General features: G+C 52.5%; 18 protein-coding genes. 15 read left to right on the top strand and 3 right to left on the bottom strand.

Going from position 1 to position 21,376, the window contains the following annotated elements; genetic code table 11:
* Nucleotides 1-23: 23 nt before the first annotated feature.
* From gcvPA to JOE21_RS03345, 4 genes are all read left to right on the top strand, one after another.
* Nucleotides 24-1,370, top strand: coding sequence for an aminomethyl-transferring glycine dehydrogenase subunit GcvPA (gcvPA, locus tag JOE21_RS03360; protein ID WP_309862253.1), 1,347 nt, complete (start codon nt 24-26; stop codon nt 1,368-1,370).
* On the top strand, nt 1,367-2,830 hold the full coding sequence (gene gcvPB, locus JOE21_RS03355) for an aminomethyl-transferring glycine dehydrogenase subunit GcvPB (RefSeq protein ID WP_309862251.1): 1,464 nt from the start codon (nt 1,367-1,369) through the stop codon (nt 2,828-2,830). Before gcvPA ends, gcvPB begins: the two co-directional genes overlap by 4 nt.
* A 113-nt stretch (nt 2,831-2,943) precedes the next feature.
* Nucleotides 2,944-3,270 (top strand): nucleoside triphosphate pyrophosphohydrolase, encoded by a 327-nt coding sequence (locus JOE21_RS03350; RefSeq protein ID WP_309862249.1) that lies wholly within the window; start codon nt 2,944-2,946, stop codon nt 3,268-3,270.
* Between the two features lie 123 nt (nt 3,271-3,393).
* Complete coding sequence (locus tag JOE21_RS03345) at nt 3,394-3,600, top strand: hypothetical protein (RefSeq protein ID WP_309862246.1); 207 nt, start codon at nt 3,394-3,396, stop codon at nt 3,598-3,600.
* A gap of 412 nt (nt 3,601-4,012) precedes the next feature.
* Here JOE21_RS03345 and tapA read toward each other — a convergent pair whose 3' ends face one another.
* The gene (tapA, locus tag JOE21_RS03340; RefSeq protein ID WP_309862244.1) at nt 4,013-5,047 is read right to left on the bottom strand and encodes an amyloid fiber anchoring/assembly protein TapA; all 1,035 of its coding nucleotides are present in this window, start codon (nt 5,045-5,047) and stop codon (nt 4,013-4,015) included.
* 528 nt (nt 5,048-5,575) lie between these two features.
* Here tapA and JOE21_RS03335 point away from each other — a divergent pair.
* Together JOE21_RS03335 and JOE21_RS03330 are read left to right on the top strand one after the other, a co-directional pair.
* Nucleotides 5,576-6,277: a DUF4328 domain-containing protein gene (locus JOE21_RS03335; RefSeq protein WP_309862242.1), complete on the top strand. Its 702-nt coding sequence runs from the start codon at nt 5,576-5,578 to the stop codon at nt 6,275-6,277.
* A 97-nt stretch (nt 6,278-6,374) separates the two neighbouring features.
* A complete protein-coding gene (locus tag JOE21_RS03330; protein ID WP_309862240.1) occupies nt 6,375-6,779 on the top strand; it encodes a DUF4870 domain-containing protein in 405 nt (134 codons plus the stop codon).
* Between the two features lie 108 nt (nt 6,780-6,887).
* On the opposite strand, the gene JOE21_RS03325 is transcribed toward JOE21_RS03330, so the two are convergent.
* Nucleotides 6,888-8,768, bottom strand: a complete 1,881-nt coding sequence (locus JOE21_RS03325; protein ID WP_309862238.1) for an alkaline phosphatase D family protein — start codon at nt 8,766-8,768, stop codon at nt 6,888-6,890.
* 341 nt (nt 8,769-9,109) lie between these two features.
* On the opposite strand from JOE21_RS03325, the gene JOE21_RS03320 reads away from it, so the two are divergent.
* The 6 genes from JOE21_RS03320 to JOE21_RS03295 all read left to right on the top strand — a co-directional run bounded on the left by JOE21_RS03320 (nt 9,110) and on the right by JOE21_RS03295 (nt 15,476).
* Nucleotides 9,110-10,642 carry an aldehyde dehydrogenase family protein gene (locus tag JOE21_RS03320; protein WP_309862236.1) on the top strand — a complete coding sequence of 511 codons (1,533 nt, stop codon included), beginning with the start codon at nt 9,110-9,112 and terminating at the stop codon, nt 10,640-10,642.
* A gap of 19 nt (nt 10,643-10,661) precedes the next feature.
* Nucleotides 10,662-11,036 carry a DUF779 domain-containing protein gene (locus JOE21_RS03315; protein ID WP_309862234.1) on the top strand — a complete coding sequence of 125 codons (375 nt, stop codon included), beginning with the start codon at nt 10,662-10,664 and terminating at the stop codon, nt 11,034-11,036.
* 136 nt (nt 11,037-11,172) lie between these two features.
* The gene (locus JOE21_RS03310; protein WP_309862232.1) at nt 11,173-12,897 is read left to right on the top strand and encodes a glycoside hydrolase family 3 protein; all 1,725 of its coding nucleotides are present in this window, start codon (nt 11,173-11,175) and stop codon (nt 12,895-12,897) included.
* Between the two features lie 90 nt (nt 12,898-12,987).
* Nucleotides 12,988-13,947: an SDR family NAD(P)-dependent oxidoreductase gene (locus tag JOE21_RS03305; protein ID WP_309862230.1), complete on the top strand. Its 960-nt coding sequence runs from the start codon at nt 12,988-12,990 to the stop codon at nt 13,945-13,947.
* Between the two features lie 123 nt (nt 13,948-14,070).
* Nucleotides 14,071-14,901, top strand: a complete 831-nt coding sequence (gene lipM, locus JOE21_RS03300) for an octanoyltransferase LipM (RefSeq protein ID WP_309862228.1) — start codon at nt 14,071-14,073, stop codon at nt 14,899-14,901.
* 107 nt (nt 14,902-15,008) lie between these two features.
* Nucleotides 15,009-15,476 carry a GNAT family N-acetyltransferase gene (locus JOE21_RS03295; protein WP_309862226.1) on the top strand — a complete coding sequence of 156 codons (468 nt, stop codon included), beginning with the start codon at nt 15,009-15,011 and terminating at the stop codon, nt 15,474-15,476.
* Between the two features lie 42 nt (nt 15,477-15,518).
* Here the strand turns inward: JOE21_RS03295 and JOE21_RS03290 are convergent, their stop codons facing one another.
* The gene (locus JOE21_RS03290; protein ID WP_309862224.1) at nt 15,519-15,719 is read right to left on the bottom strand and encodes a hypothetical protein; all 201 of its coding nucleotides are present in this window, start codon (nt 15,717-15,719) and stop codon (nt 15,519-15,521) included.
* A 119-nt stretch (nt 15,720-15,838) separates the two neighbouring features.
* On the opposite strand from JOE21_RS03290, the gene JOE21_RS03285 reads away from it, so the two are divergent.
* The 3 genes from JOE21_RS03285 (at nt 15,839) to JOE21_RS03275 (ending at nt 21,376) form a co-directional block, all read left to right on the top strand.
* Nucleotides 15,839-18,109 (top strand): DEAD/DEAH box helicase, encoded by a 2,271-nt coding sequence (locus tag JOE21_RS03285; RefSeq protein ID WP_309862222.1) that lies wholly within the window; start codon nt 15,839-15,841, stop codon nt 18,107-18,109.
* Nucleotides 18,110-18,167: 58 nt separating this feature from the next.
* Complete coding sequence (locus JOE21_RS03280) at nt 18,168-19,412, top strand: ribonuclease H-like domain-containing protein (RefSeq protein WP_309862220.1); 1,245 nt, start codon at nt 18,168-18,170, stop codon at nt 19,410-19,412.
* A gap of 632 nt (nt 19,413-20,044) precedes the next feature.
* Entirely contained in the window at nt 20,045-21,376 is a 1,332-nt protein-coding gene (locus JOE21_RS03275) for a cytosine permease (protein WP_309862218.1), read from the top strand.

Raw genomic sequence — 21,376 nt, 5'->3', positions numbered from 1 at the left:
CGATGACCGGAGGAGGAGTCTGAATGAACTTTCGTTATTTGCCCATGACGGAGGAGGACCGCCGCGAGATGATGGCGGTGCTGGGGCTGGATTCCGTCAATCAATTGTTTGATGATATTCCCGGGGAAGTCCGCTTTCGCGGCCGGTTGTCCATACCGGAAGCGATGGATGAACCGTCTTTGACGCGTCATTTATCCGGGTTGGCCAACCAAAACACCCCGCTCAACCAAGCGGTCTCTTTTTTGGGTGCCGGTGCCTATGAACACTACATTCCCAGCGTGGTCAACCACGTGATTTCCCGCTCTGAGTTTTACACGGCCTATACTCCCTACCAACCGGAGATCAGCCAAGGGGAATTGCAGGCCATTTTTGAGTTTCAAACCATGATCAGCGAGCTGACGGGGATGGCGGTGGCCAACTCCTCCATGTACGACGGCCCCACAGCTCTGGCGGAAGCGGCCGGAGTGGCCTCCGCTGTTACCCGCAGAAAGGAGATCCTCATCTCCCGCACGGTCCATCCGGAATCGCGGGCGATCTTGGCGGCGCAAGCTAAGGGTCTGGGGTTGACGGTTCGTGAGATTCCCGAAAAGGACGGGGTGACTGATTGGGATGCTTTGGCTGCCGCCATCAGCGGAGATACGGCCGGAGTGGCCGTCCAATCCCCCAATTTCTTCGGCAATTTGGAGGATCTGGAGCGGGCGGGGAGTCTGGCTCACCAACAGAAAGCCCTCTTTATCGTCAGTGCCAACCCGATCTCCCTGGGCCTTTTACAGCCGCCGGGTGAATACGGGGCGGACATCGTGGTGGGGGATGCCCAGCCGATGGGAATTCCGGTCCAGTTTGGCGGTCCCCACTGCGGTTTTTTTGCGGTCACCCGGAAGCTGATGCGCAAAGTGCCGGGGCGGATCGTCGGCCAGACGGTGGATGAAGAGGGCAAACGCGGTTTCGTTCTTACCTTGCAGGCACGGGAACAGCACATCCGGCGGGAAAAGGCGACATCCAATATCTGTTCGAACCAGGCCTTAAATGCGCTGGCCGCCGCCGTCTGGATGACGGCACTGGGTAAACAGGGGGTCCAGGAACTGGCCCGCCTCAACTTGGATAAAGCGGGATATGCCCGGAAGCGATTGTCTCAAGTGCCGGGTGTAGAACCTCTGTTTAACCAACCCTTTTTCAATGAGTTCGCCGTAAAGCTGGCGAAACCGGTGGGGATGGTGAATCAAGCCCTCTTACAGCAGGGGATCATTGGCGGATACGATCTGGGCCGCGACTATCCCGAGTATGAGGGTGCCATGCTGTTAGCGGTGACCGAATTGCGGACCCGGGAAGAGATCGACGGATTGGCCCGTGTACTGGAGGGATTGGTATGAGCGAAGACAAAGCGTTGATCTTCGAGATGAGCAAACCGGGACGGGTGGCTTACAGTCTTCCGGCAACCGATGTGCCGTCCGAGGATGTATCCGAACGAATTCCGGCTGGGATGGTGCGGGAGAAGCCGGCGGAGCTTCCGGAAGTCTCCGAGCTGGATTTGATTCGCCACTATACCGAACTTTCCCGCCGCAACCACGGGATCGACAACGGCTTTTATCCGCTGGGTTCCTGCACCATGAAATATAACCCCAAAATCAATGAAGATGTGGCCCGCTATCCCGGTTTCGCCCAGATCCATCCCTACCAGCCGGTGGAGACGGTGCAGGGGGCACTCCAATTGATGTATGAATTGCAGCAGGATTTGGCCGAAATCACAGGGATGGATCGTGTGACTCTCCAGCCCGCCGCAGGAGCACAAGGGGAATGGACGGGCTTGATGATGATCAAGGCTTATCATCACAGCCGGGGGGATCACCAGCGGACCAAAGTAATCGTTCCGGACTCCGCTCACGGAACCAACCCCGCTAGTGCCACGGTGGCCGGTTTTGAGTCGGTGACGGTCCAATCCAATGATCAGGGTCTGGTCAGTGTGGAGGATCTGAAAGAGGTAGTAGGCGAGGACACGGCCGCCCTGATGCTGACCAATCCCAACACGTTGGGGCTGTTTGAGAAAGAGATCAAGGAAATCGCCGACATCGTTCACCAGGCCGGCGGCCTCCTCTACTATGACGGGGCGAACGCCAACGCCATCCTGGGTCACTCTCGCCCGGGGGACATGGGTTTTGACGTGGTCCACCTCAATCTGCACAAAACCTTTACCACCCCTCACGGAGGCGGCGGACCCGGTTCCGGTCCTGTCGGGGTGAAGGAGATTCTGGCGCCGTTCCTGCCGGCTCCCCTGGTGATGAAAACGGATGAGGGTTATCACTTTGACTTTGACATTCCGCAATCCATCGGGCGGGTGAAAGCCTTTAACGGCAACTTCGGCATGCTGGTCCGTGCCTACACCTACATCCGCACCATGGGTCCCGACGGACTCCGCCGCGTTTCCGAGGATGCGGTTTTAAACGCAAACTACCTGATGAAGCGGTTGGAGGACCATTTTGACGTACCTTTCCCCAATCGTTGTAAACACGAATTCGTGTTATCCGGCAACCGTCAGAAAAAGATGGGGGTCCGCACCCTGGACATGGCCAAGCGGCTCCTGGACTTTAACATCCACCCGCCGACCGTTTACTTTCCGTTGATCGTGGAAGAATGCATGATGATCGAGCCGACGGAAACGGAAAGCAAAGAAACACTGGACCACTTTGTGGATGTGATGATCCAGATCGCCAAAGAAGCGGAAGAAAACCCGGAAGTGATCCAGGAAGCCCCTCACCACACCGTGGTGAAGCGCCTGGACGAAGTGACCGCCGCCCGCAAACCCGTGGTGCGGTGGGAGAAGGAAGCGGAATAAGCACCTGTTTGATGAAACCCCCGCCAATGGCGGGGGTTATTGTGGTATGAGGACTCTTCTGTTATGACCAGTGTAGTGATTCAGTTAAGAGCGGTTGATAGGAGGAAGAATGGATGGGGATCTACAATAAATTGATTCGTGACCGAATCCCTAAAATCATCTTCGCTTCCGGGAAGCAAGCGGTCATTCGGGTGATGGATGATAAAGAATATCGGAAGGAAATAAGAAAAAAGCTTTATGAAGAGTTAGAGGAATATTTAAGAGCGGAAGATGACGACGCAGCATTGGAAGAATTGGCTGATATGCTTGAGTTAATCCATGTCCTTACCGAGATCCACGGTTCCACACCTGGTGAGCTGGAGATGATTCGTGCAGGCAAGGCGGAAAAACGTGGTGGGTTTAAGGAAAAGCTGTTCCTGGAAAGAGTGATGGACGAATAAGAGTTGGTTTATGTTTTATGAAAGCTGTTCACCTGGGAGAAAAGCGGGTCAGTTGATATCCTGTTTATGCGGATGTGCATACTCTTTAGACATCCGCCGGCATAATAAACCGAGGTGATCAGCGTGATTCATTTTGATGAAAACACAGGGGAATATTATGCCACCTGCGACACTTGTGAGCGGGTGATTGAAACCAAAACCAGCCGCGAAGAAATGTTGAAAGCCCTCTCCGAGCGGATGCAACCCCTGGGTCGTATGGAACTGATGGGGCTGGATCTGGATAAACTGTATTGCAACGATTGCATGGCCATGGACAGTTACTTCAAGTGAAAATGTTTTGTGATCTCTCTACCATAGCCTGTAGCCGTTAGCGAGTGGCACCCTCGTGAACGGCTTTTCATTATGCGGGGAGGCTTTCCATCATCCAAACAAATAGAAAAACAAGAATAGAATCGAAAATGTGCTTGATAGGATGGCGATAGTCAGGGTTTCTTTTTTTGCTTCTTCGTCCTCTTCCGTAAGGTGATGAAGCCAAAAGACACTGGGGATAAAATGGCTCCTATTTCGGACAAATAGGTGACCTATTCCGGTTTATCAGCCGTATTAAAGCGAAATTACAACCAGACTAGGAGCACAAACCCGTAGAAAACAAAAGAATATGGTTTTTGTGGTTTCATCATGTGGTATCTCCCGTTGGATCCTGAAAATGAAAAACCCCCGGAGGGTCCGGGGGAGACGGGGATCAGCCCGTCATAATTTGACGGCGCCGGAAGAAGAGGAGGGCCAGGCCGACCAGCACCATCGCTCCGCCCACCGCCATGGAAGTCGGTCCGTCGATGGAGGTTTTCGGCATTTTGCCGCCTTTCATTTTGTTCTCGATGTTCTTTACTTCTTCCGGGGTTTGAGGCTGCTTAGGCTGTTTTTCCGGTATTTCAACAGTGTTGTCTTCCTCATCCACCAACTCGAAGAAGGAGATACCCGCTCCAACCTGGCAGTTCTTTCCGTCCACGCTTCCCGTGAAGAAGACGATTACCGCATAGTCCCCTTCTTTGTTGAGCTTATCCAACGGGATGGTGAAGGTTTGGGAGACGCCTTTACCGGACTTGCTCTTCTCGATCAGAGGCTCGTCCGCTTCCAGCAAACCGGCCATCAATTCCCATTCGCCTTCGGCTTCTTTCGCTCCATCCAGGGTGGCGGTGATCACCAATTGATCGCCTTTCACCTTTTCATCCAGGGTCACTTCATGGATGTCATCTTCGGTAATCTTGTCCCAGTCCAGTTCTGTGCAAACTCCCGGAGGAGTATCTTCCCCAGGCTCTTCCCCGTTTCCAGGCTCTTCACCGGGTTTTTCCCCAGGCTCTTCACTGTCACTGGAGCAGTTTTCGATCTTTACGGCTTCGCTCCACAGCTCACCTTTTCCGGGGTGAGTCGATTCTTGGTAAGCTTTGAACATGTAGTTCCCGTTTTTCTCCGGTGTGAAGGTAAGTGTGACATCGGCTCCGGCAGTCAGCGGTTCCACTTCTCCCTCATGGACCACTTCGCCATTCTTCGGATTGCCGCTTTCGCTGTAATAAACCGCATACTTTACTTTCTCCACCATGTCCCCGTCGCCGCCGTTTTTCACCGTTGCCACGATTTCTTTGCAGTCGCCTTCCGCCCCTGCGGTAAACTTCAATGAGGCGCCTGTCGGGTTGCCTTGGTTAGCAAAGGCTGCGTTGGGGACCAACAGGACCAACGCGAAGAAAAGGAATAAGACCGTGCGCAATGACTTCTTCATTCTGCCATCCTCCTGTGATCTGAATGGAGAGGGTTGTCCCCTCATAAACAGTTATTCGCACGGTGTGGTCTCTTTGGGTCCCTTTTGCGAAAAAATGGGGCAAAAGTAGTAGCTGTCTATCATCGGGGTGAGTGTTGGAAGTCGGGCGGCTTAGGAGGAGGACTGTGTATATGTGCGGAGGTATAAGGAGAGTGTTGACGGGTGAAGAATCTCTCTGTTTAATGGATGGCCAGGGATGATTGAACAATGTCAGAGTGTACCGTCTCCACATCCAGCCATGGATCATTCATATGAATCTTCCACCCCTTTTTTGTAATGATTTGAACATAGCATAGATTGTTCTTTGGACAGAGTCAAAGCCCCTCACACTGGTTCTCAATCCCGAATTTTGGTCCATCTCCGTAGGTTTTTATCGTCTTGGAAGGGAGAAATTCATACTTCTTTAAATGAATTCCGATTTTTGTATTGAAACGACAAGATTCCACATGTATAGTAGTATCGTTCATTTCAGTTAAAGGAGCGGGTTATGTGAACGAACACCCTTATGAATCTGCCCAGGGTCGTGCCAAGTGGGTTCAGATCTTATTTGTGGCTTATATCGTTTTCTCATTGTTGACGACTGCTTTAATATTCGTAGAGAATTCGCTTATGTCCAGTGCGGTAAACGAAGTGGAGTTGGAAGAAAATGCGGCTTTCTTCCTTGTCGTAATCACTGGTTTCTTAGTGGGGCTTATCATGTTTCCTTTGGGTATTGCCCTGGTGGTCGTGTTTTGTATGTGGGTGCATCGGATTCACCGTAACCTTCCCTCTCTTGGGGCGCAGGAATTGAAATTTACCCCTGGATGGGCAGTGGGCTGGTACTTTATCCCGATTGCCAATCTGATTCAACCATTCAATGCTGCACGGGAAGCGTGGAAAGCCAGTGATCCCGCAGTGGAGAAAGAGCCAAACACTTCCTGGAAAACGCAACCGGTGGCTGGGCTGGTTCTGGCGTGGTGGATCTTGTTTATAGTTGGGAATATTCTTTCGAACCAATCATTACTATTCTCATGGCGGGCTGAGGAGACGATCGATGCCATGATGTCTGTCAACAATTTGTTTATTCTTACCGGCCTTGTTGATATCGTTTCCGCTTTGCTGGCTATTTTCTTTGTGCGCAAGCTGACCGAACGGCAAGAAGAACGACGCCGTCTTATGCCGCAGGATGAACAGGCGCGGGCTTGGATGTAAGCACCTAAAGAACACCTACCTTTTTAGAAGAGTGGTTTACTTGGTTGAAAAAAAGAGAATCATCCATCAAGCTAAAGCTTTGGAAGGAGAATCGATCATGGAACAGACGCCTATTCCTGAACAGGCACGGACATGGGGAATGCTGACCCACTTGTTGTCACTTAGTTGTTTTATCGTCCCCTTCGGAAATTTTGCCGGGCCGTTGATTATCTGGTTGTTGAAAAAAGAAGAGCATGATTTTATCGACGACCAGGGCAAGGAATCGTTAAACTTTCAAATCTCGTTTTTCCTGTATGCGATTGGGCTGACCATCGTCCTGGGTGTGATCGGCTTGATCGGACTGTTTTTGTTGGAGCTCTTTCTGATTTTGTTTATGGGCTTAGGGTTCTTTCTAGGGGTTGCGATCTCCATCTATTGGATTGTAATCGTGATTATTGCTTCGATCCGAGCGAACAGCGGTCAGTTTTACCGCTATCCACTTACGATCCGCTTCATCAAATAACAGAGGAGCTCCCCTTTCATGGGGGCTTTTTTGTTGTTCACAAAAAATCGTCCTTAACAAATGAAGCCCCCCGCCGGTAAGAAGAGGCGGGGGTTCGTTATAAGGGTTTTATTTTTTCAATATCCGGATATGAGCGTCATCTCTGGGAACTTCGCATTGGAACAACAGGGTTTTATCTCCGTTATTGGACCGGATGTCATCCACGCTGTATGCGGTCCAGGTTGCTTTTTGCGGGGTAAGCTCCATCACGCAGTAGCCGTGGGTACTGCTGTTGAACAGACGAATCCATGGATTTTCATTGTAGATGAGCAGATTCAGCTTGTCTAAGATCCACCCGATGATGGACTGCGGTGAGACGGAATCAGTAGAGAGCTGATCGACGATTTCCTTCATCGACTGGGGCGGGATGGGGGATGAAGGAGAGCCGGTTGAATGGGACATGCCGCGAAAACGGGTTACCTGTGTGACCATTTCCTTCAGGTTGGAGGAGGTGACCGAACCCACCATGAACTCCACCCCGACGGCATGGGAGGTGTCCCGATTGTACTCTTCCAGGATCAAGTTGGCTTCAAAGGAGTGAAGGTCTCCGGTGATGGCGATAAAGTTTTTTACCCCGGCTTCCTTGATAGAGCGGGTCAATGCCCGGCGTTCGCCGGCATAGCCGTCCCAGGCATCCAGATTGAGATATCGGTTCAGCAGTTTTAGGGGGGTGAATTGGACTTCATTCCCCCAAATCTTCCAGACGGCGGACGAGGAGGTCACCTCGTTCAGGAACCATTCCTTCTGCCCCTTGTTTCCTAACATTGTTTGGTCCGAAGCGTTCATCTGGTCGCATCCTCGGCTGAAGTACCGATTCCATGTGCCTGTCCCACATGGGTGAGGGCTGCGGTAGAGCCGTTCATCGGTGAGGATGACATGGGCGAGATCGCCGATGGATAGGGAGCGATAGATTTGGATCGAATCTTCGAAGCTCTTATGCTTGTCAAAAGAGACCCGGGCCGGGGTATACTCAAACCAAGCTTGGTTGGCCAGCAGCCGCCGTTCGGGGTCCGGTTCGGGGTTTTCGTCGGGAGCGACGGCGGGATAATAGGTGTCATTGGCGTATTCATGATCATCCCATATGCTTACCATGGCATGCCGTTCATGCAGTTTTTGCAGGTCCGGATCCGATCGGTACCGCTGGTAGAGATATCGATAGTCTGCCAAGCTGTGGGCTTTGGTTTTTCCGCTGGGCAGTGTAATGGCCCGGTCGGGAAGGGGGTTCTGGTAAGTGGGGTCCCCGACGGATTCATAGATGTAATCTCCGAGGTGAATCACCAGATCCACTTCCTCTTCGGCGGCGTAACGCAGGGCGGTATAGTATCCGTTGGTATAATCCTGGCAGCTGACATAGGAGAACCGGATCGAAGAGACCGACGCCCCTGCGGGAGGCATAGTCTTAAAGCGGCCGGTCTGGCTGACATGACCCGTATGGGTGATGAAACGGTAATAGTAGAGAGTCTGGGGTTGCAACAAGCCGTCTACGTCCACCTTTACCACATGGTCGAAATCGTTCCAGACGGGGGTGAACCCGGTGAGGTTGACGTCGCCGAAGGTGGAACTTTTGGCGATTTCCACCATCACCCACCCCCCTTTTTCGATCTCGTTGCGGAAGGCGTCCCAATCGTTATTCGGGGATTGCTCCAACCAGCGGATCAGGCTCGTATCCAGGGGAGCACTCAGCCCATCCGTCAGATCGGGATCCACCCGGCTCCACAACAGGGCGCCGGAGGGGGTCGGGTCACCGGAAGCGACGGACTGGGGAAACCCTTCACCGGCTGGATGGCGTGGTTGAAAACGCGGGAAATCGGAAGGGGCGCTGCCTGTATTCGCCCATGTTCGTGCCATCCGATCGATTCCCCAGGTTTCCAGAATAAACAGGGCGGAGCCTGCTAAAAAGGTTTTAAGAAACAAGCGACGTTCCGGATCGTTTTTGTGAGGCGTTTTCATCATTTCCCTCCCAATGGTTGCTTCCTCTCCACCATAATATAAAAATTTTAACAATATATTAAGATTGTGTAAACACTCCTTCCAAATTTATTCGATTAAAAGAGAGAATACACCTTCCATTCGATTAAAATGCAAATAAATCTCTTATACTTTAAATTTGTTATGGATGGATGTCGTGATTTACCCTCACCCGCTACCGAAACTGAATTCGAATGGGTTTTTTGTGTATAGAAATAAATCATGAACAAGAGGGAGGGGATTGCTTACAAATATGGAATTAGTGAAGGGGTGCCGCATCGGTTCCCTGCTGATTTCATTCGAGTCGAGGAGGAATGACCGTCATGAGTGTGACCCTGTCGGTTTACAAGAAGCCGAACACCGAAGGAAGTTTGGTTCAGTATCACGACCGGTATGATAACTTCATTGGGGGCGAGTGGGTGGCTCCGGTGAACGGGGAGTACTTTGACAATCCGTCTCCTGTCGATGGCCGGGTGTTTATGCAAGTGGCGCGTTCCAGAAAAGAAGACGTCGATCTCGCGGTGAAAAAGGCACAAGCGGTACAGGCGTCCTGGGGACGAACATCCCCGGCGAAACGGAGCCGAATTTTGCTCCAGATCGCCGATCGGTTGGAAGAGAACAGAGAGAGGCTGGCCTTGTCGGAAACCTGGGACAACGGCAAACCGATTCGGGAAGCGCTGGCGGCGGATTTGCCGTTGGCGGCGGATCATTTTCGATATTTTGCTGGTGTGATCCGCGGGGAGGAGGGCGGTATCTCCGAAATCGACGCCCATACCGTTTCCATGCATATCAAAGAGCCGGTGGGCGTGGTGGGTCAGATCATCCCATGGAATTTTCCCCTGCTAATGGCGGCATGGAAATTGGCACCGGCTTTAGCGGCGGGCAACTGTGTCGTATTGAAACCGGCGGAGCAAACACCGGCGACGATTTTGCTGTTTGCAGAACTGGTGGCGGATCTGTTGCCGCCGGGAGTCGTTAATATTGTCAACGGATTTGGTCCCGAAGCGGGCCAACCGTTGGCGACACACCCTGATGTGGGCAAAATCGCCTTTACCGGTGAAACCACGACGGGTCGGCTCATTATGCAGTTTGCTTCGGAGAATATCAAACCGGTTACCCTTGAGCTGGGCGGAAAGTCTCCCAACATATTTACCGAGAGTGTGTGGCGCAAGCAAGATGCCTTTGCGGAGAAAGCATTGGAAGGATTTACGATGTTCGCTCTTAATTCGGGAGAGGTTTGCACCTGTCCTTCCCGGGCTCTGATTCAAGAGTCGATCTACGACGATTTCATGGAAGCGGTGGTCCGGCGGGTGGAGAAGATTAAGCTGGGAGACCCTCTCAACCCCGAAACGATGCTGGGAGCCCAAGCCTCGCAAGACCAGTTTGAGAAAATCATGAGTTACATCGATATCGGCAAACAGGAAGGGGCCAAGGTGCTGATCGGTGGTGAGGCGTACCAAAATCCGGACTATAAAGACGGTTTCTATGTGAAACCGACGATCTTCGAAGGACATAACCGGATGCGGGTATTTCAGGAGGAAATATTCGGACCGGTCGTGTCAGTCACCTCGTTTAAGAATGAAGAAGATTTGGTGGAGATGGCCAACGACACGCTCTACGGGCTGGGGGCCGGGGTGTGGACCCGTGACATGCATCAGGCCTACACCATCGCCAGAAGCATCGAAGCGGGACGCGTCTGGGTCAATTGTTATCATCAATACCCCGCCCATGCCGCGTTCGGAGGATATAAGCAATCCGGTATCGGCCGGGAAACGCACAAAATGATGCTGGATCATTACCAGCAAACCAAAAACCTCCTCATCTCCTACGACAAAAATCCGATGGGATTGTTTTGATCCCAAGGAGGGGATCCGAATGGAACCCGTGCCCCGTGTACTCGTTACAGAAGAGGCCAAACGGGTGATCGATACGCTTTGGAAGGAGCATGGAGCCTTGATGTTCCATCAGAGCGGGGGCTGCTGTGACGGATCCTCCCCCATGTGCTACCGCCAAGGGCAGTTTCGCACCGGGGGCAGCGATCTCCTGTTGGGAGAGATTCACGGATGCCCCTTTTACATCTCCCGTTCCCAGTACGAGTATTGGAAGCATACGCAATTGACGGTGGATATCACCCCGGGAAGAGGGGCATCCTTCTCCCTGGAAATTCCGCTGGGGGTGCGCTTTTTACTGCGCTCCCGCCCCTTTACGCCGGAGGAGCAAAGCCGGCTGGAACCTGTGGGGATATTGTAAAAAAGACGAAAAAAAGCCCGTTCGGGCTTTCTTTTTTTATCCCTTGAACCAATGGAACGGCGGGCAGGAAAGCGGGTTTTTTTTGTAGAATTGAAAGGAAAACAGAAAATTTTCTGTAAAATAGGGAGGCGTTTTCATGTTCCGAGTGAGGCGTTGGGGTGTGGCCCTTTTGTCTGTCGCTTTGGGTTTTACGCTCCCGTGGAATTCCATGTCGGTGGAAGGGAAGGGGCATAAAGGAGTGTCCATCCCCCGATTGGTCAAGTCGATGACACTGGAAGAAAAAGTGGGTCAGATGACGATGGTCGGTTTTTACGGTTCCGAGCCAACGGAGGAGATTCGTCGTTTGATCCAGGATCACCATGCCGGGAATGTCATCCTGTTCGCATACTCAGACAATGTCATCGATCCGGAGCAGACGGCCCGCCTCAACAACGGGCTGCAGGTGATGGCAGAAGAGACTCGGCTGGGTGTCCCTCTACTGATTTCCACAGATCAGGAAGGCGGAGTGGTGGCACGTATGACCACGGGAGCAACGGAATTGCCGGGCAATATGGCCCTGGCCGCAAGCCGGGTGAGGAAGGGTGCATTTGAAACGGCGGCCTTGACAGCGGATGAACTGAAGGCCGTCGGGATCAATATGAACCTGGCTCCGGTGGTGGATGTCAATGTGAATCCGGCCAATCCGGTAATCGGAGTTCGTTCCTATGGGGAAAATCCGACGTTGGTTTCCCGGTTCGGAACCGCGGCGATCCGCGGCTACCAGAAAAACGGCGTGGTGGCGACAGCCAAGCATTTCCCGGGACATGGGGATACCGACGTGGACTCCCATCTGGGGCTGCCTGTGATTGACAAAAGCCGGGAAGAGATGGAGCAAGTCGAATGGCGTCCCTTCCGCCAAGCGATGAAAGCCGGTGTCGATGCGATTATGACAGCCCATATCCATGTTCCTGCTTTGGATGACACTCCTGACCTGCCGGCTACTCTGTCCAAGCCGATCCTAACGGATCTGTTACGGCATGAAATGAGGTATAAAGGGCTTGTCATCACCGATGCCATGGATATGGCCGGGGTGGTGGAATACTTCGGCGGGGTGGAAGAAGCGGCGGTGAAAGCCGTGGAAGCGGGTGTGGACATCGTTTTGTTGACCCCTTCCATTAGCACCGAAGAGCAGGCAGGGGTGATGGAGGCGGTTGTAAAAGCGGTCCGTGACGGAACAATTTCCGAAAAACGGATCGATCAATCCGTTACACGAATTTTGAAGGTGAAGAAAAAGTATAAACTGTTCCGCGAGCGTTATGTGGATGTGGAGCAGGTACCGCAACGGGTCGGTACTCCGGAACATCGAGAAAAAGCCGAGCGCTGGGCCCGTCGGTCTGTCACTCTGGTGAAAAACGACGAGGGTTTGCTGCCTTTGCACTTGGAGGAGTCAGACCGGCTGGGGATCGTCAGCCCTTTTTCACTGCGGGAGTTGATAAAACCGTATCACTCCCGTGTGGAAGAGTATCGGGTTCCGCGTTTAAATCCCACAGATGCGGAGATCGATGAAGCACGAAAGATAGTGCGGGACAGCGATATACTAGTGGTGGGAACGAATTCGTCCCATCTGTATCCGCAGCAACAAAAATTGATACAGGAGTTGGAGAAGCTGGATAAGCCGATCGTGGTCATTGCTTTTCGCAATCCATATGACATCCGTGACTTTCCCGATGTGGAAGGGTATCTGACTACCTATGGAACCCGAGTCGTCTCCCAACAAGCGGCGGTGGAGACCCTGTTCGGGATCCATTCTCCCACGGGAAAGCTGCCGGTGACCATTCCAGATCTGTATCCATACGGACATGGGTTGACCTATGGAAACTGAAGCCGGATTCGCCGTTACGGCGGATCTTTTTTTGTAAAGCAGCATGGTAAGATGGAAAGGAGGCGAATGGGTAGAAAGGAGACAGCGCAAATGCGGGTGTTGGTAACCGGGGGAACGGGCTTTTTGGGGCGTTACCTGGTACAGGCGTTGGTGGAAAAAGGATGGGAAGTAACCGTGCTGTACCGATCGGAAGAAAAGCTGCGTCGCCTTCCCCGGGAGGTTCGACCGATTCGGGGGGATGTGCGGGATGCTGAAACCATACGGGGATGTGCCCGCGGCATGGAGGCGATTTTCCATTTGGCAGGTGAAGTGGCGTGGGGCAGGCGCTTGCGCCGTCGGATACGGGAAGGGCATGAGACGGGAACGCGTCACTTGGTGGAGGAAGCGAAACGGACGGGGGTATCCCGGTTTATTTTAACCAGTTCGGCGGCGGCGATCGGGTTTTCCGATGACGGCACACCATTGGGTGAATCGGCCCCGTTTAACGGTGATCGGCTCAGCATCGGATACGCTATCGCCAAACGGAAAGCGGAAGAAGTGGTGCTTCGCGAAGCGGAGACCGGCTTTCCCGGTTGGTGTGTCAATCCGTCGGTGATTCTGGGGCCCCGTTCCCCCTCTTTTCTACGGAGGGTGGCACAAGGACGGTTGCGAATGACACCGGCAGGGGGAGTCAACTTCGTAGATGTACGCGATGTGGTGGCAGGACATCTGTTGGCGTTGGAGAAGGGGGAGGCCGGTACCCGGACGATACTGGCCGGAACCAACCTGCCCTTGGAGGAGGCTTTTAAACGGATCCAGCGGATTGCGGGAAAGGAAGAAGAAGTACGAACCTTGTCCCGATCCGCTGCCCGATTGATTTCTGTAGCGGCGGAAGCCGCTTCCTGGGTGAATGGACGGGATGCTGCACTGGCGTGGGATATGGCCACTTTGGCCGGTCGATTGGCTTATTACGATGCCTCCCGTGCCAAACAAAAATGGGGGTGGCATACGCGGCCGCTGAATGAGACGCTCCGATGGGCCTTTGCCTCAGACCAAACAACCTCTTCGTAGAAGAAAAAGAGTGTGCTATGATGGACAACGGGCATCCAAGCGGGTGCCCGTGCCCCATGCAGGGGTCAGAACCGTCCGGCTCCAGGTGTTTGAAGGTGTCGGCATGACAGGTGGTGGAAAAACATGACAACATGGCGGTTGATTCATACAGGAAAGAAAGACAGCGCCTGGAACATGGCGGTGGACGAGGCGATCCTGATCGCTCACAGCGAGGGAGCGGTTCCGCCGACGGTACGTTTTTACGGTTGGGACCCTGCCACATTATCCATCGGGTACTTTCAAAAAGCCAGGCGGGAAGTGGAACTGGAGCGCGTCGCCGAACGGGGATTGGGCTTTGTGCGCCGTCCCACCGGCGGCAGAGCGGTTTTACATGACCAGGAAGTGACATACAGCGTGGTCGTGTCGGAGGATTATCCGGGCATGCCTACTACAGTAACCGAGTCCTACCGCGTGATCAGCACGGGATTGCTGGAGGGATTCCGGGAGCTGGGGTTACAGGCGGAGATGGTTCCGCTGGAAAGCGAAGAGGAAAAAGCCAAATATGCTTCTCTGGGTTCGGCGGCCTGTTTTGATTCTCCGTCCAACTATGAGTTGGTGGTGGAAGGAAGAAAGGTGGCGGGCAGCGCTCAAACCCGCCAAAAAGGTGTTATCTTACAACACGGCTCCATTTTGATGGATCTGGATGTGGATCTATTATTTGATGTTCTTCAATTTCCTTCCGAACGTGTCAAGGAACGAATGAAAAAGGGATTTTTGGATAAAGCGGTTGCCATCAATCAACTGCGAAAAGAGCCGGTACCGTATGAGAAGGCAGTGCAAGCATTTACCGATGGCTTTGCTCGCGGCATGAAGATCCGCCTGGAACCCGGGGAGTTAACCCGGAGGGAGTTGGAATTGGCACAGGGACTGATGAAAAACCGTTATGGACGAGAGGAATGGAATTTGAAGAAATAGTGTCGGTCTGGTGACGGCGGTTTTCATTTTTGGCACATGGGTATATAATTCCCCGAGAAAAACGGACTCCACCCTGTGGGTCCAACTATGAAAAGGGAGGGAAGCCCATGTGGACGATCCGCCGAGCCGAACCAGCCGATTCCCAAGCGATTCGACAACAATTGCACCGGGCGTATCGACCCATCAAAAAACAGGGTTTCAATATGGAAGCAACCGATGTTTCCCTGCGTGCCGTCGAAGAGAGCATTTGGCAGGATGAAATATATGTGTTGGTGGATGGAGAGAATCGGATTCAGGGAACCGTCCGTCTGCAGGAGAATGATGAGCCCACGGTGGACACCCTGGGTTGGTTCAGCGTCTCTCCTCACCTGAAAGGACAAGGCCTCGGCAAAATGCTGATGCAGGTTGCCGAGGAACAAGCCCGCAAGCGGGGTCGCCGCAAATTGTATCTGGACACAGCCAAGGATCATCCCTGGCTACCGCGTTTCTATGAAAAGTTCGGCTATAAAAAGACCGGGGTTATCCGCTGGCCCGGTCAAAACTTTGAAGCGGTTCAGTTTGAAAAAGAGCTGTGAGTTCGTCTTTTGCGTCCCGGATTCCGGGACGTTTTTTTGTGTTCATCGGATAAAGAAGGGAAACTGAGGAACGGTCCATCCTGTTTGATACCGGTAGGGTAGCATCGCGGCTCCAAATGGATGATACGGCGGCCGGAACGTGTGTGGAATGTGGGGGATGAGGTGAGGATTAACGGGAATGACGGGGATGCTCATCATCCACCAATCATACCGGCAATCGCTGGGGCCGACGTGGTGATTCATGCGGAGACCCTCCATTGGAAGTTATTCCATTTAGAGTATGAGATCGGCCATGGTTTGGACCGCAGGTCTTGAACCCCGAACGTACTTTCGATACGCTAAGGGCATGGAGGGGACGAAGCATGAATGCCAAGATGTTGATTGAACAGCTGAAAAACCGAGTGGATCTGCGCAAGAAGATCACTTATTGGGAGACGATCCCGGCTCGGGAAGCAAGATTTGCCGATTTCCCGCCCGATCTTCACTCGGATTTGGTGCGAACATTAAAACGGCGGGGAATCCGCCAACTGTACACCCATCAAACCCGTGCGGTTAAAAAAGCACTGGCTGGCCGCCACTGGGTAACGGTCACCCCGACGGCTTCGGGCAAGACGCTGTGCTACAACTTGCCTGTCTTGCATCGGATACTGGAAGATCCGTCTACCCGTGCCTTGTATATCTTTCCTACGAAAGCGCTGGCTTCTGATCAAATGGCGGAGCTAAATCGTTGGATTATGGAGCTGGATCGCGATATCAAAGGCTTTACTTACGACGGAGACACCTCTCCTGCTGCTCGTCAGGCCATCCGCCAAGCCGGGCAAATCGTGGTGACCAATCCGGATATGCTGCATCAGGCGATTCTACCTCACCATACCAAATGGGTGAAACTGTTTGAAAATCTGCGATTTATCGTGATTGACGAACTACACGCATACAGGGGCGTTTTTGGCAGCCATTTTGCCAATGTTCTGCGGCGATTGCGGCGGATTTGCCGTCATTACGGTTCGACGCCGCAATTTTTATTGTCATCCGCCACCATCGCCAATCCGGTGGAATTCGCCGAAAGATTAACGGAGGAGAGCATGGAGCTGGTGGACAACAACGGAGCTCCCGCTGATGAAAAGCATTTTGTTTTCTTTAATCCGCCTGTGGTTAATCATGCGCTGGGCATTCGGCGTTCCAGTGTGTTGGAATCCCGTGTGCTGGCTGCCGAGTTGATCAAAAACGATGTGCAGACCATTGTTTTTGCCCGCAGCCGTGTACGAGTGGAAGTGCTTCTTTCCTACCTACAGAAACAGCTTTCCGGAAAAGTGCGCGGGTATCGGGGAGGATATTTACCCCGGTTGCGCCGGGAGATCGAGCAGGGTCTCAGAAGCGGAGAGGTCCGCGGAGTGGTCAGTACAAACGCATTGGAGCTGGGGATCGATATCGGTCAGCTTCAGGCCTGTGTGATCTGCGGCTATCCCGGAACCATTGCCAGCACCTGGCAGCAGGCCGGTCGTGCCGGGAGGCGGGAGGGAGCCTCTATTACCTTTCTGGTCGCCTCCAGCAACCCCCTGGACCAGTATGTAATTGAACATCCCGAGTATTTTTTGCGGCAATCGCCGGAACACGCCCTCGTTCAACCCAACAATCTGGTGATCCTGGTCAACCATATCAAGTGTGCCGCTTATGAGCTCCCTTTTGAAGAGGGTGAAACCTTTGGTGTTGCCACCACCGGCGAATTGCTGGATTTCTTGGCAGAAGAGGGGATTCTGCACCGGGCGGCGGATCGGTGGTATTGGATGGATCAATCATTTCCCGCCAAAGAAGTCAGCCTCCGATCGGCTGCCCAGGAAAACTTCGTCATCATCGATATCAGCCAGACGGGTAACCATCAGGTGTTGGGAGAAGTGGATCGCTTCAGCGCGCCCACGTTGATTCACGAAGAGGCAATCTATCTCCATGAAGGGGTCCAGTATCAAGTGGAGAAACTGGATTACGAGGAAAAAAAGGCGTATGTCCGGCAGGTGGATGTCGATTACTATACGGACGCCAATCTGGCTGTCCAACTGAAGGTGCTGGAAATCGAGCGGGAGGATCAAACAGTGATTGGACATTACAGAAGTATGGGTGAAGTGACCGTTAACGCTTTGGCCACCATCTTTAAGAAGATCAAGTTTGGCACCCATGAGAACATCGGTTCCGGTCCGATCCATCTACCGGAAGAGGAGATGCACACCACGGCTTACTGGCTCACCTTGGATCATCCGGACTTAGGAGCATTCAAACAAGAGGAATTGCAGACGGGGCTGTTGGGTCTCAGTCACGGAATGTTTCAGCTGGCTCCGCTCTATCTGATGTGCGATCCCAAGGATTTGGGTGTGACGGTTCAGGTGAAAGCCATTCACTCAAAAAAGCCCACCATTTTTATGTTCGACAAGTATCCGGGAGGAGTGGGGTTAAGTGAAAAGCTGTTTGAACTGCACCATTCGCTTTTGCAGATCGTCGAACGACACATCCGCTCCTGCTCCTGTGCAGAGGGATGTCCATCCTGCGTCGGACCGGCCGGAGACGGTGGATTAGGAGGAAAACAATTGACATTGAACTTATTGGGCCTGCTTCTTCAAAGGACGGATGGTGACATTTTTTAAAAGTAATCCAATCCGAAAGGGTTTTGGGGAAGAAAACGGAGGAATGGGGGGCGGATGGATGACTTCGTTACAGGACCGGCTGAAACGCCACCGATTGGGCAGTCCAAACGAACGAGAAGAAACAGCCGACAAGACGACACCAAAACCGCATGTGACGAAACCAATCCTTCCCTCCGGTATGGTAGAGAAGCGGAATGAATGGGGTATGTATGGGCTGCGAAGACGGGTGTTTTCTCTCGATTACGCTGTTGGTTCCTATACCTTGGATCGCATGGCGCGGTTACGTTTGAAATATATCGGTTCCATCGCCGGGGAATCGGTCGGGGAAGTGAACGTGGAACACTTTCTCTTTTTTGATACAGAGACCACGGGCTTGGGTACCGGGGCCGGTAACATGATCTTTCTCTTTGGAGTGGGCTATTTTCACGAGTCGACCTTTATAGTGGATCAATACTTTTTGCCGCATGTGGGTCATGAACCGGCCTTGTTAAACGACTTTCTCTCTTTTTTGCGGAAGTTCGCCATTCTGGTCAGCTATAACGGAAAAGGATTTGATTGGGTTCAACTGGAGACCCGTCGAACCTTAAACCGTTTGGACGGCGGATTGGCTCCGGTCCATTGCGACTTGTTGTTTCCCTCCCGCCGGTTGTGGTCCCGTTCGCTGCCTTCCTGCCGGATGCAGGATGTAGAGGCTGCCTGTTTGGGATACCGACGAAAAGGGGATCTTCCCGGAAGCTTGGCGCCTGCTCACTACCTGGAGTATCTTCGAACCGGGAACCCTGCCGCCGTGGAGGGAGTCTTCCGACACAATGAACAAGACATCTTGTCCCTGCCGTGTCTGTTGGCCCATATTCATGAACTGTTGGATGGAGAGGCCGCACCCGGCAACCGGGAAACCGAATTGTCCTTGGCCCGATGGTGGCTGCGGAGCGGAGAAGAGAAGCGGGCCTTGCAACAGTACATGAATCTGTTGGATGACCGATCCGCCCTACTGATCCTCCGTCGGGAAGCGTACCGAGAGGCCAGTCGTCTGCACCGCCGTGCCCGGCGTTGGAGTGAAGCGGAACGCCTGTGGCAGGGGTGGATGAAAGAGGATGAATGGAATCCCGAACCCTGCATCGAATGGGCGAAGTACTGCGAGCATCGTTCGGGGGAATGGAGACGAGCCCATGTGTTGACCCTGGAAGCCATGGAACGATTTCAAAAGAAAAAGCGATTGGGCAGGGCCCGTCCTGCGGAGTGGGAAGACTTAAAGAAGAGGGAGAGCCGATTGGCTGCTAAAGGGGAAGGTCGGCTGTTCTAGGGCCTTTTCTGGCAATTGATTAGAAAGAAAGCCATTTTCAGTGCTGATTGCCGAAAATGGCTTTCTTTTGATCCCTAGGTTTCCTTGCTTTTGTTTCCGGTATAAGCGGCTTTTCTGTAACGATCCACCTTTTTCGCAAAAACATGCAAAATCGCCAGTCAGATCAACGCCAACGGAATCCAACTGTGTCTCTCCGACAAGAAGGTGGCCTTTCTGGAGCAGTCTTTGGGCAAATCATGGGGTTTAATGATTATCACTACCTCTAATTACAATATTTGATTTATATTATTAAAAATATTATCGGTCCATTATACCCGACTCTCCAGGTTGAAAATAGTTCCTTTTCATGCTTCGATCAGCCTGATCCCGCTGGTAGGAATGATTTTATCCATCATCCAGAGGGAGTAGTCTTTTTGTACTGATTAACTTTTTCGATTTAGCAGGAATGGAGGGGGAGGAGATCGTATATTCAAAGGAATAAAGAAATCCTTTGGATTTTGATTCGAAGTGATTCTTTTGTTCCTCGCTGGGATTGCCATCGTTTATATTTCGAAACTTTGGCGTTGATCATTGAAGCTCTAACATATCGATGGGTTGCCTTCTATCTATTTAATTTGTACGAGGTGATAAAAATGAGCGAGGAAAAAATTTTACGGGACTATGCCCGTGAGCCGGTCCCTCTGTCTCAACGAAAAAGCTGGGTTCCTCTGAGTTTGGTCTGGGTTGCTATCGGAATCGATTTATCGGCGATTATGCTGGGGGCTCAACTGGGAGCGGGCATGACGCTTTTTCAGGCGATGATTTCCGTCCTGATCGGTTCGATGGTGTTGGCAATCATCGGTGGAGTCTGTTCGTACATTGGAGCTTCAGCGGGGTTGTCCACGGCCATGATCACCCGATACGCATTTGGTGAGTGGGGGTCCCGGCTGGTTTCCGTTATTATCGGGATCAGCTTATTGGGGTGGTTTGGCGTACAAGCCGGATTTTTTGGTGTCAGCTCCCAGATCGTAGTAAGCGAAGTGGTTGGGTTGGAGATGCCGATATGGCTCCTTTCCCTGATCGGCGGGTTGTTGATGACGACTACGGCAGTATTCGGATACCGGGCCATCGAAAAATTGAGTGTGTGGGCTGTTCCATTGATGGTGGGGTTGTTTTTGTTCGCCGTTTACTTTGCATTCACCCGTTGGTCATTCGGTGAAATCATGGGGGCGGTACCGGTGGAAGAACCGCTTTCCATCGGTTTGGCGATTTCTTATGTCATTGGAATCTTTCTGGTAGGAACCGTTATTTCCCCCGATGTAGCCCGGTGGGCTAAATCGCGGCGGGATGCCGTCCTGTCTTCCGTATTCGGGTTCTTTTTCGGGAACAGCATCATGCTGTTTATCGCCATTATCTTGTCTCGGGCGACGGGTACCGAGGATTTGGCTGAAATTTTCATTTTGCTCGGCCTGGGTGTTCCCGCTCTTTTGATTTTGATTCTGTCTCAGTGGACCACCAATGATAACAATCTATATTCGGCCTCCTTGGGCTTTTCCGTCGTGTTTCGCGATATTCCGAAGAGCTGGCTCACGGTGGTCGCAGGCTTGATTGGAACGACGTTGGCCGTGATGGACATTTACGGAAACTTCATTTTGTTTTTGACTCATTTGACGGTGTTGATCTCACCCATCGGCGGTATCTATATCGCGGAGTATTTCTTCTTTGACCGTGATCGGTTTCGGTTTACCTTTATCCGACAGCAAAAGCTTCCCAACTGGATGCCTCGCTCGTTGGTGACGTGGCTGCTGGCATCAGCAGTCGCTTTTTCCACGACTCCGGCACCGGATGGGTTTGGACTATGGACTCTGACGACGATTCCCGCTTTGGATGGTTTATTGTCGGCATTGTTGTTGCAAGTGCTGCTGGGTAAGCTGGGGAATTTCCGCGGCAAACCGTCGCAGACGGCGGAGGCGGAAGGGGCGTGA

Source organism: Desmospora profundinema, from assembly GCF_031454155.1.
Classification (GTDB): Bacteria; Bacillota; Bacilli; order Thermoactinomycetales; family DSM-45169; genus Desmospora; species Desmospora profundinema.
The sequence above is the reverse complement of the archived record's forward strand: the minus strand, read 5'-3'. Positions and strand labels throughout refer to the sequence as shown.

Bases quoted from the DNA above. Each gene is read 5' to 3' on its own strand.
- JOE21_RS03295 (WP_309862226.1), top strand. From the start codon at position 15,009: ATGTGGACGATCCGCCGAGCCGAACCAGCCGATTCCCAAGCGATTCGA.
- JOE21_RS03310 (WP_309862232.1), top strand. From the start codon at position 11,173: ATGTTCCGAGTGAGGCGTTGGGGTGTGGCCCTTTTGTCTGTCGCTTTG.
- JOE21_RS03285 (WP_309862222.1), top strand. From the start codon at position 15,839: ATGAATGCCAAGATGTTGATTGAACAGCTGAAAAACCGAGTGGATCTG.
- gcvPA (WP_309862253.1), top strand. From the start codon at position 24: ATGAACTTTCGTTATTTGCCCATGACGGAGGAGGACCGCCGCGAGATG.
- JOE21_RS03305 (WP_309862230.1), top strand. From the start codon at position 12,988: ATGCGGGTGTTGGTAACCGGGGGAACGGGCTTTTTGGGGCGTTACCTG.
- gcvPB (WP_309862251.1), top strand. From the start codon at position 1,367: ATGAGCGAAGACAAAGCGTTGATCTTCGAGATGAGCAAACCGGGACGG.
- JOE21_RS03350 (WP_309862249.1), top strand. From the start codon at position 2,944: ATGGGGATCTACAATAAATTGATTCGTGACCGAATCCCTAAAATCATC.
- JOE21_RS03275 (WP_309862218.1), top strand. From the start codon at position 20,045: ATGAGCGAGGAAAAAATTTTACGGGACTATGCCCGTGAGCCGGTCCCT.
- JOE21_RS03315 (WP_309862234.1), top strand. From the start codon at position 10,662: ATGGAACCCGTGCCCCGTGTACTCGTTACAGAAGAGGCCAAACGGGTG.
- lipM (WP_309862228.1), top strand. From the start codon at position 14,071: ATGACAACATGGCGGTTGATTCATACAGGAAAGAAAGACAGCGCCTGG.
- tapA (WP_309862244.1), bottom strand. From the start codon at position 5,047: ATGAAGAAGTCATTGCGCACGGTCTTATTCCTTTTCTTCGCGTTGGTC.
- JOE21_RS03325 (WP_309862238.1), bottom strand. From the start codon at position 8,768: ATGAAAACGCCTCACAAAAACGATCCGGAACGTCGCTTGTTTCTTAAA.
- JOE21_RS03290 (WP_309862224.1), bottom strand. From the start codon at position 15,719: ATGAATCACCACGTCGGCCCCAGCGATTGCCGGTATGATTGGTGGATG.
- JOE21_RS03330 (WP_309862240.1), top strand. From the start codon at position 6,375: ATGGAACAGACGCCTATTCCTGAACAGGCACGGACATGGGGAATGCTG.
- JOE21_RS03320 (WP_309862236.1), top strand. From the start codon at position 9,110: ATGAGTGTGACCCTGTCGGTTTACAAGAAGCCGAACACCGAAGGAAGT.
- JOE21_RS03280 (WP_309862220.1), top strand. From the start codon at position 18,168: ATGACTTCGTTACAGGACCGGCTGAAACGCCACCGATTGGGCAGTCCA.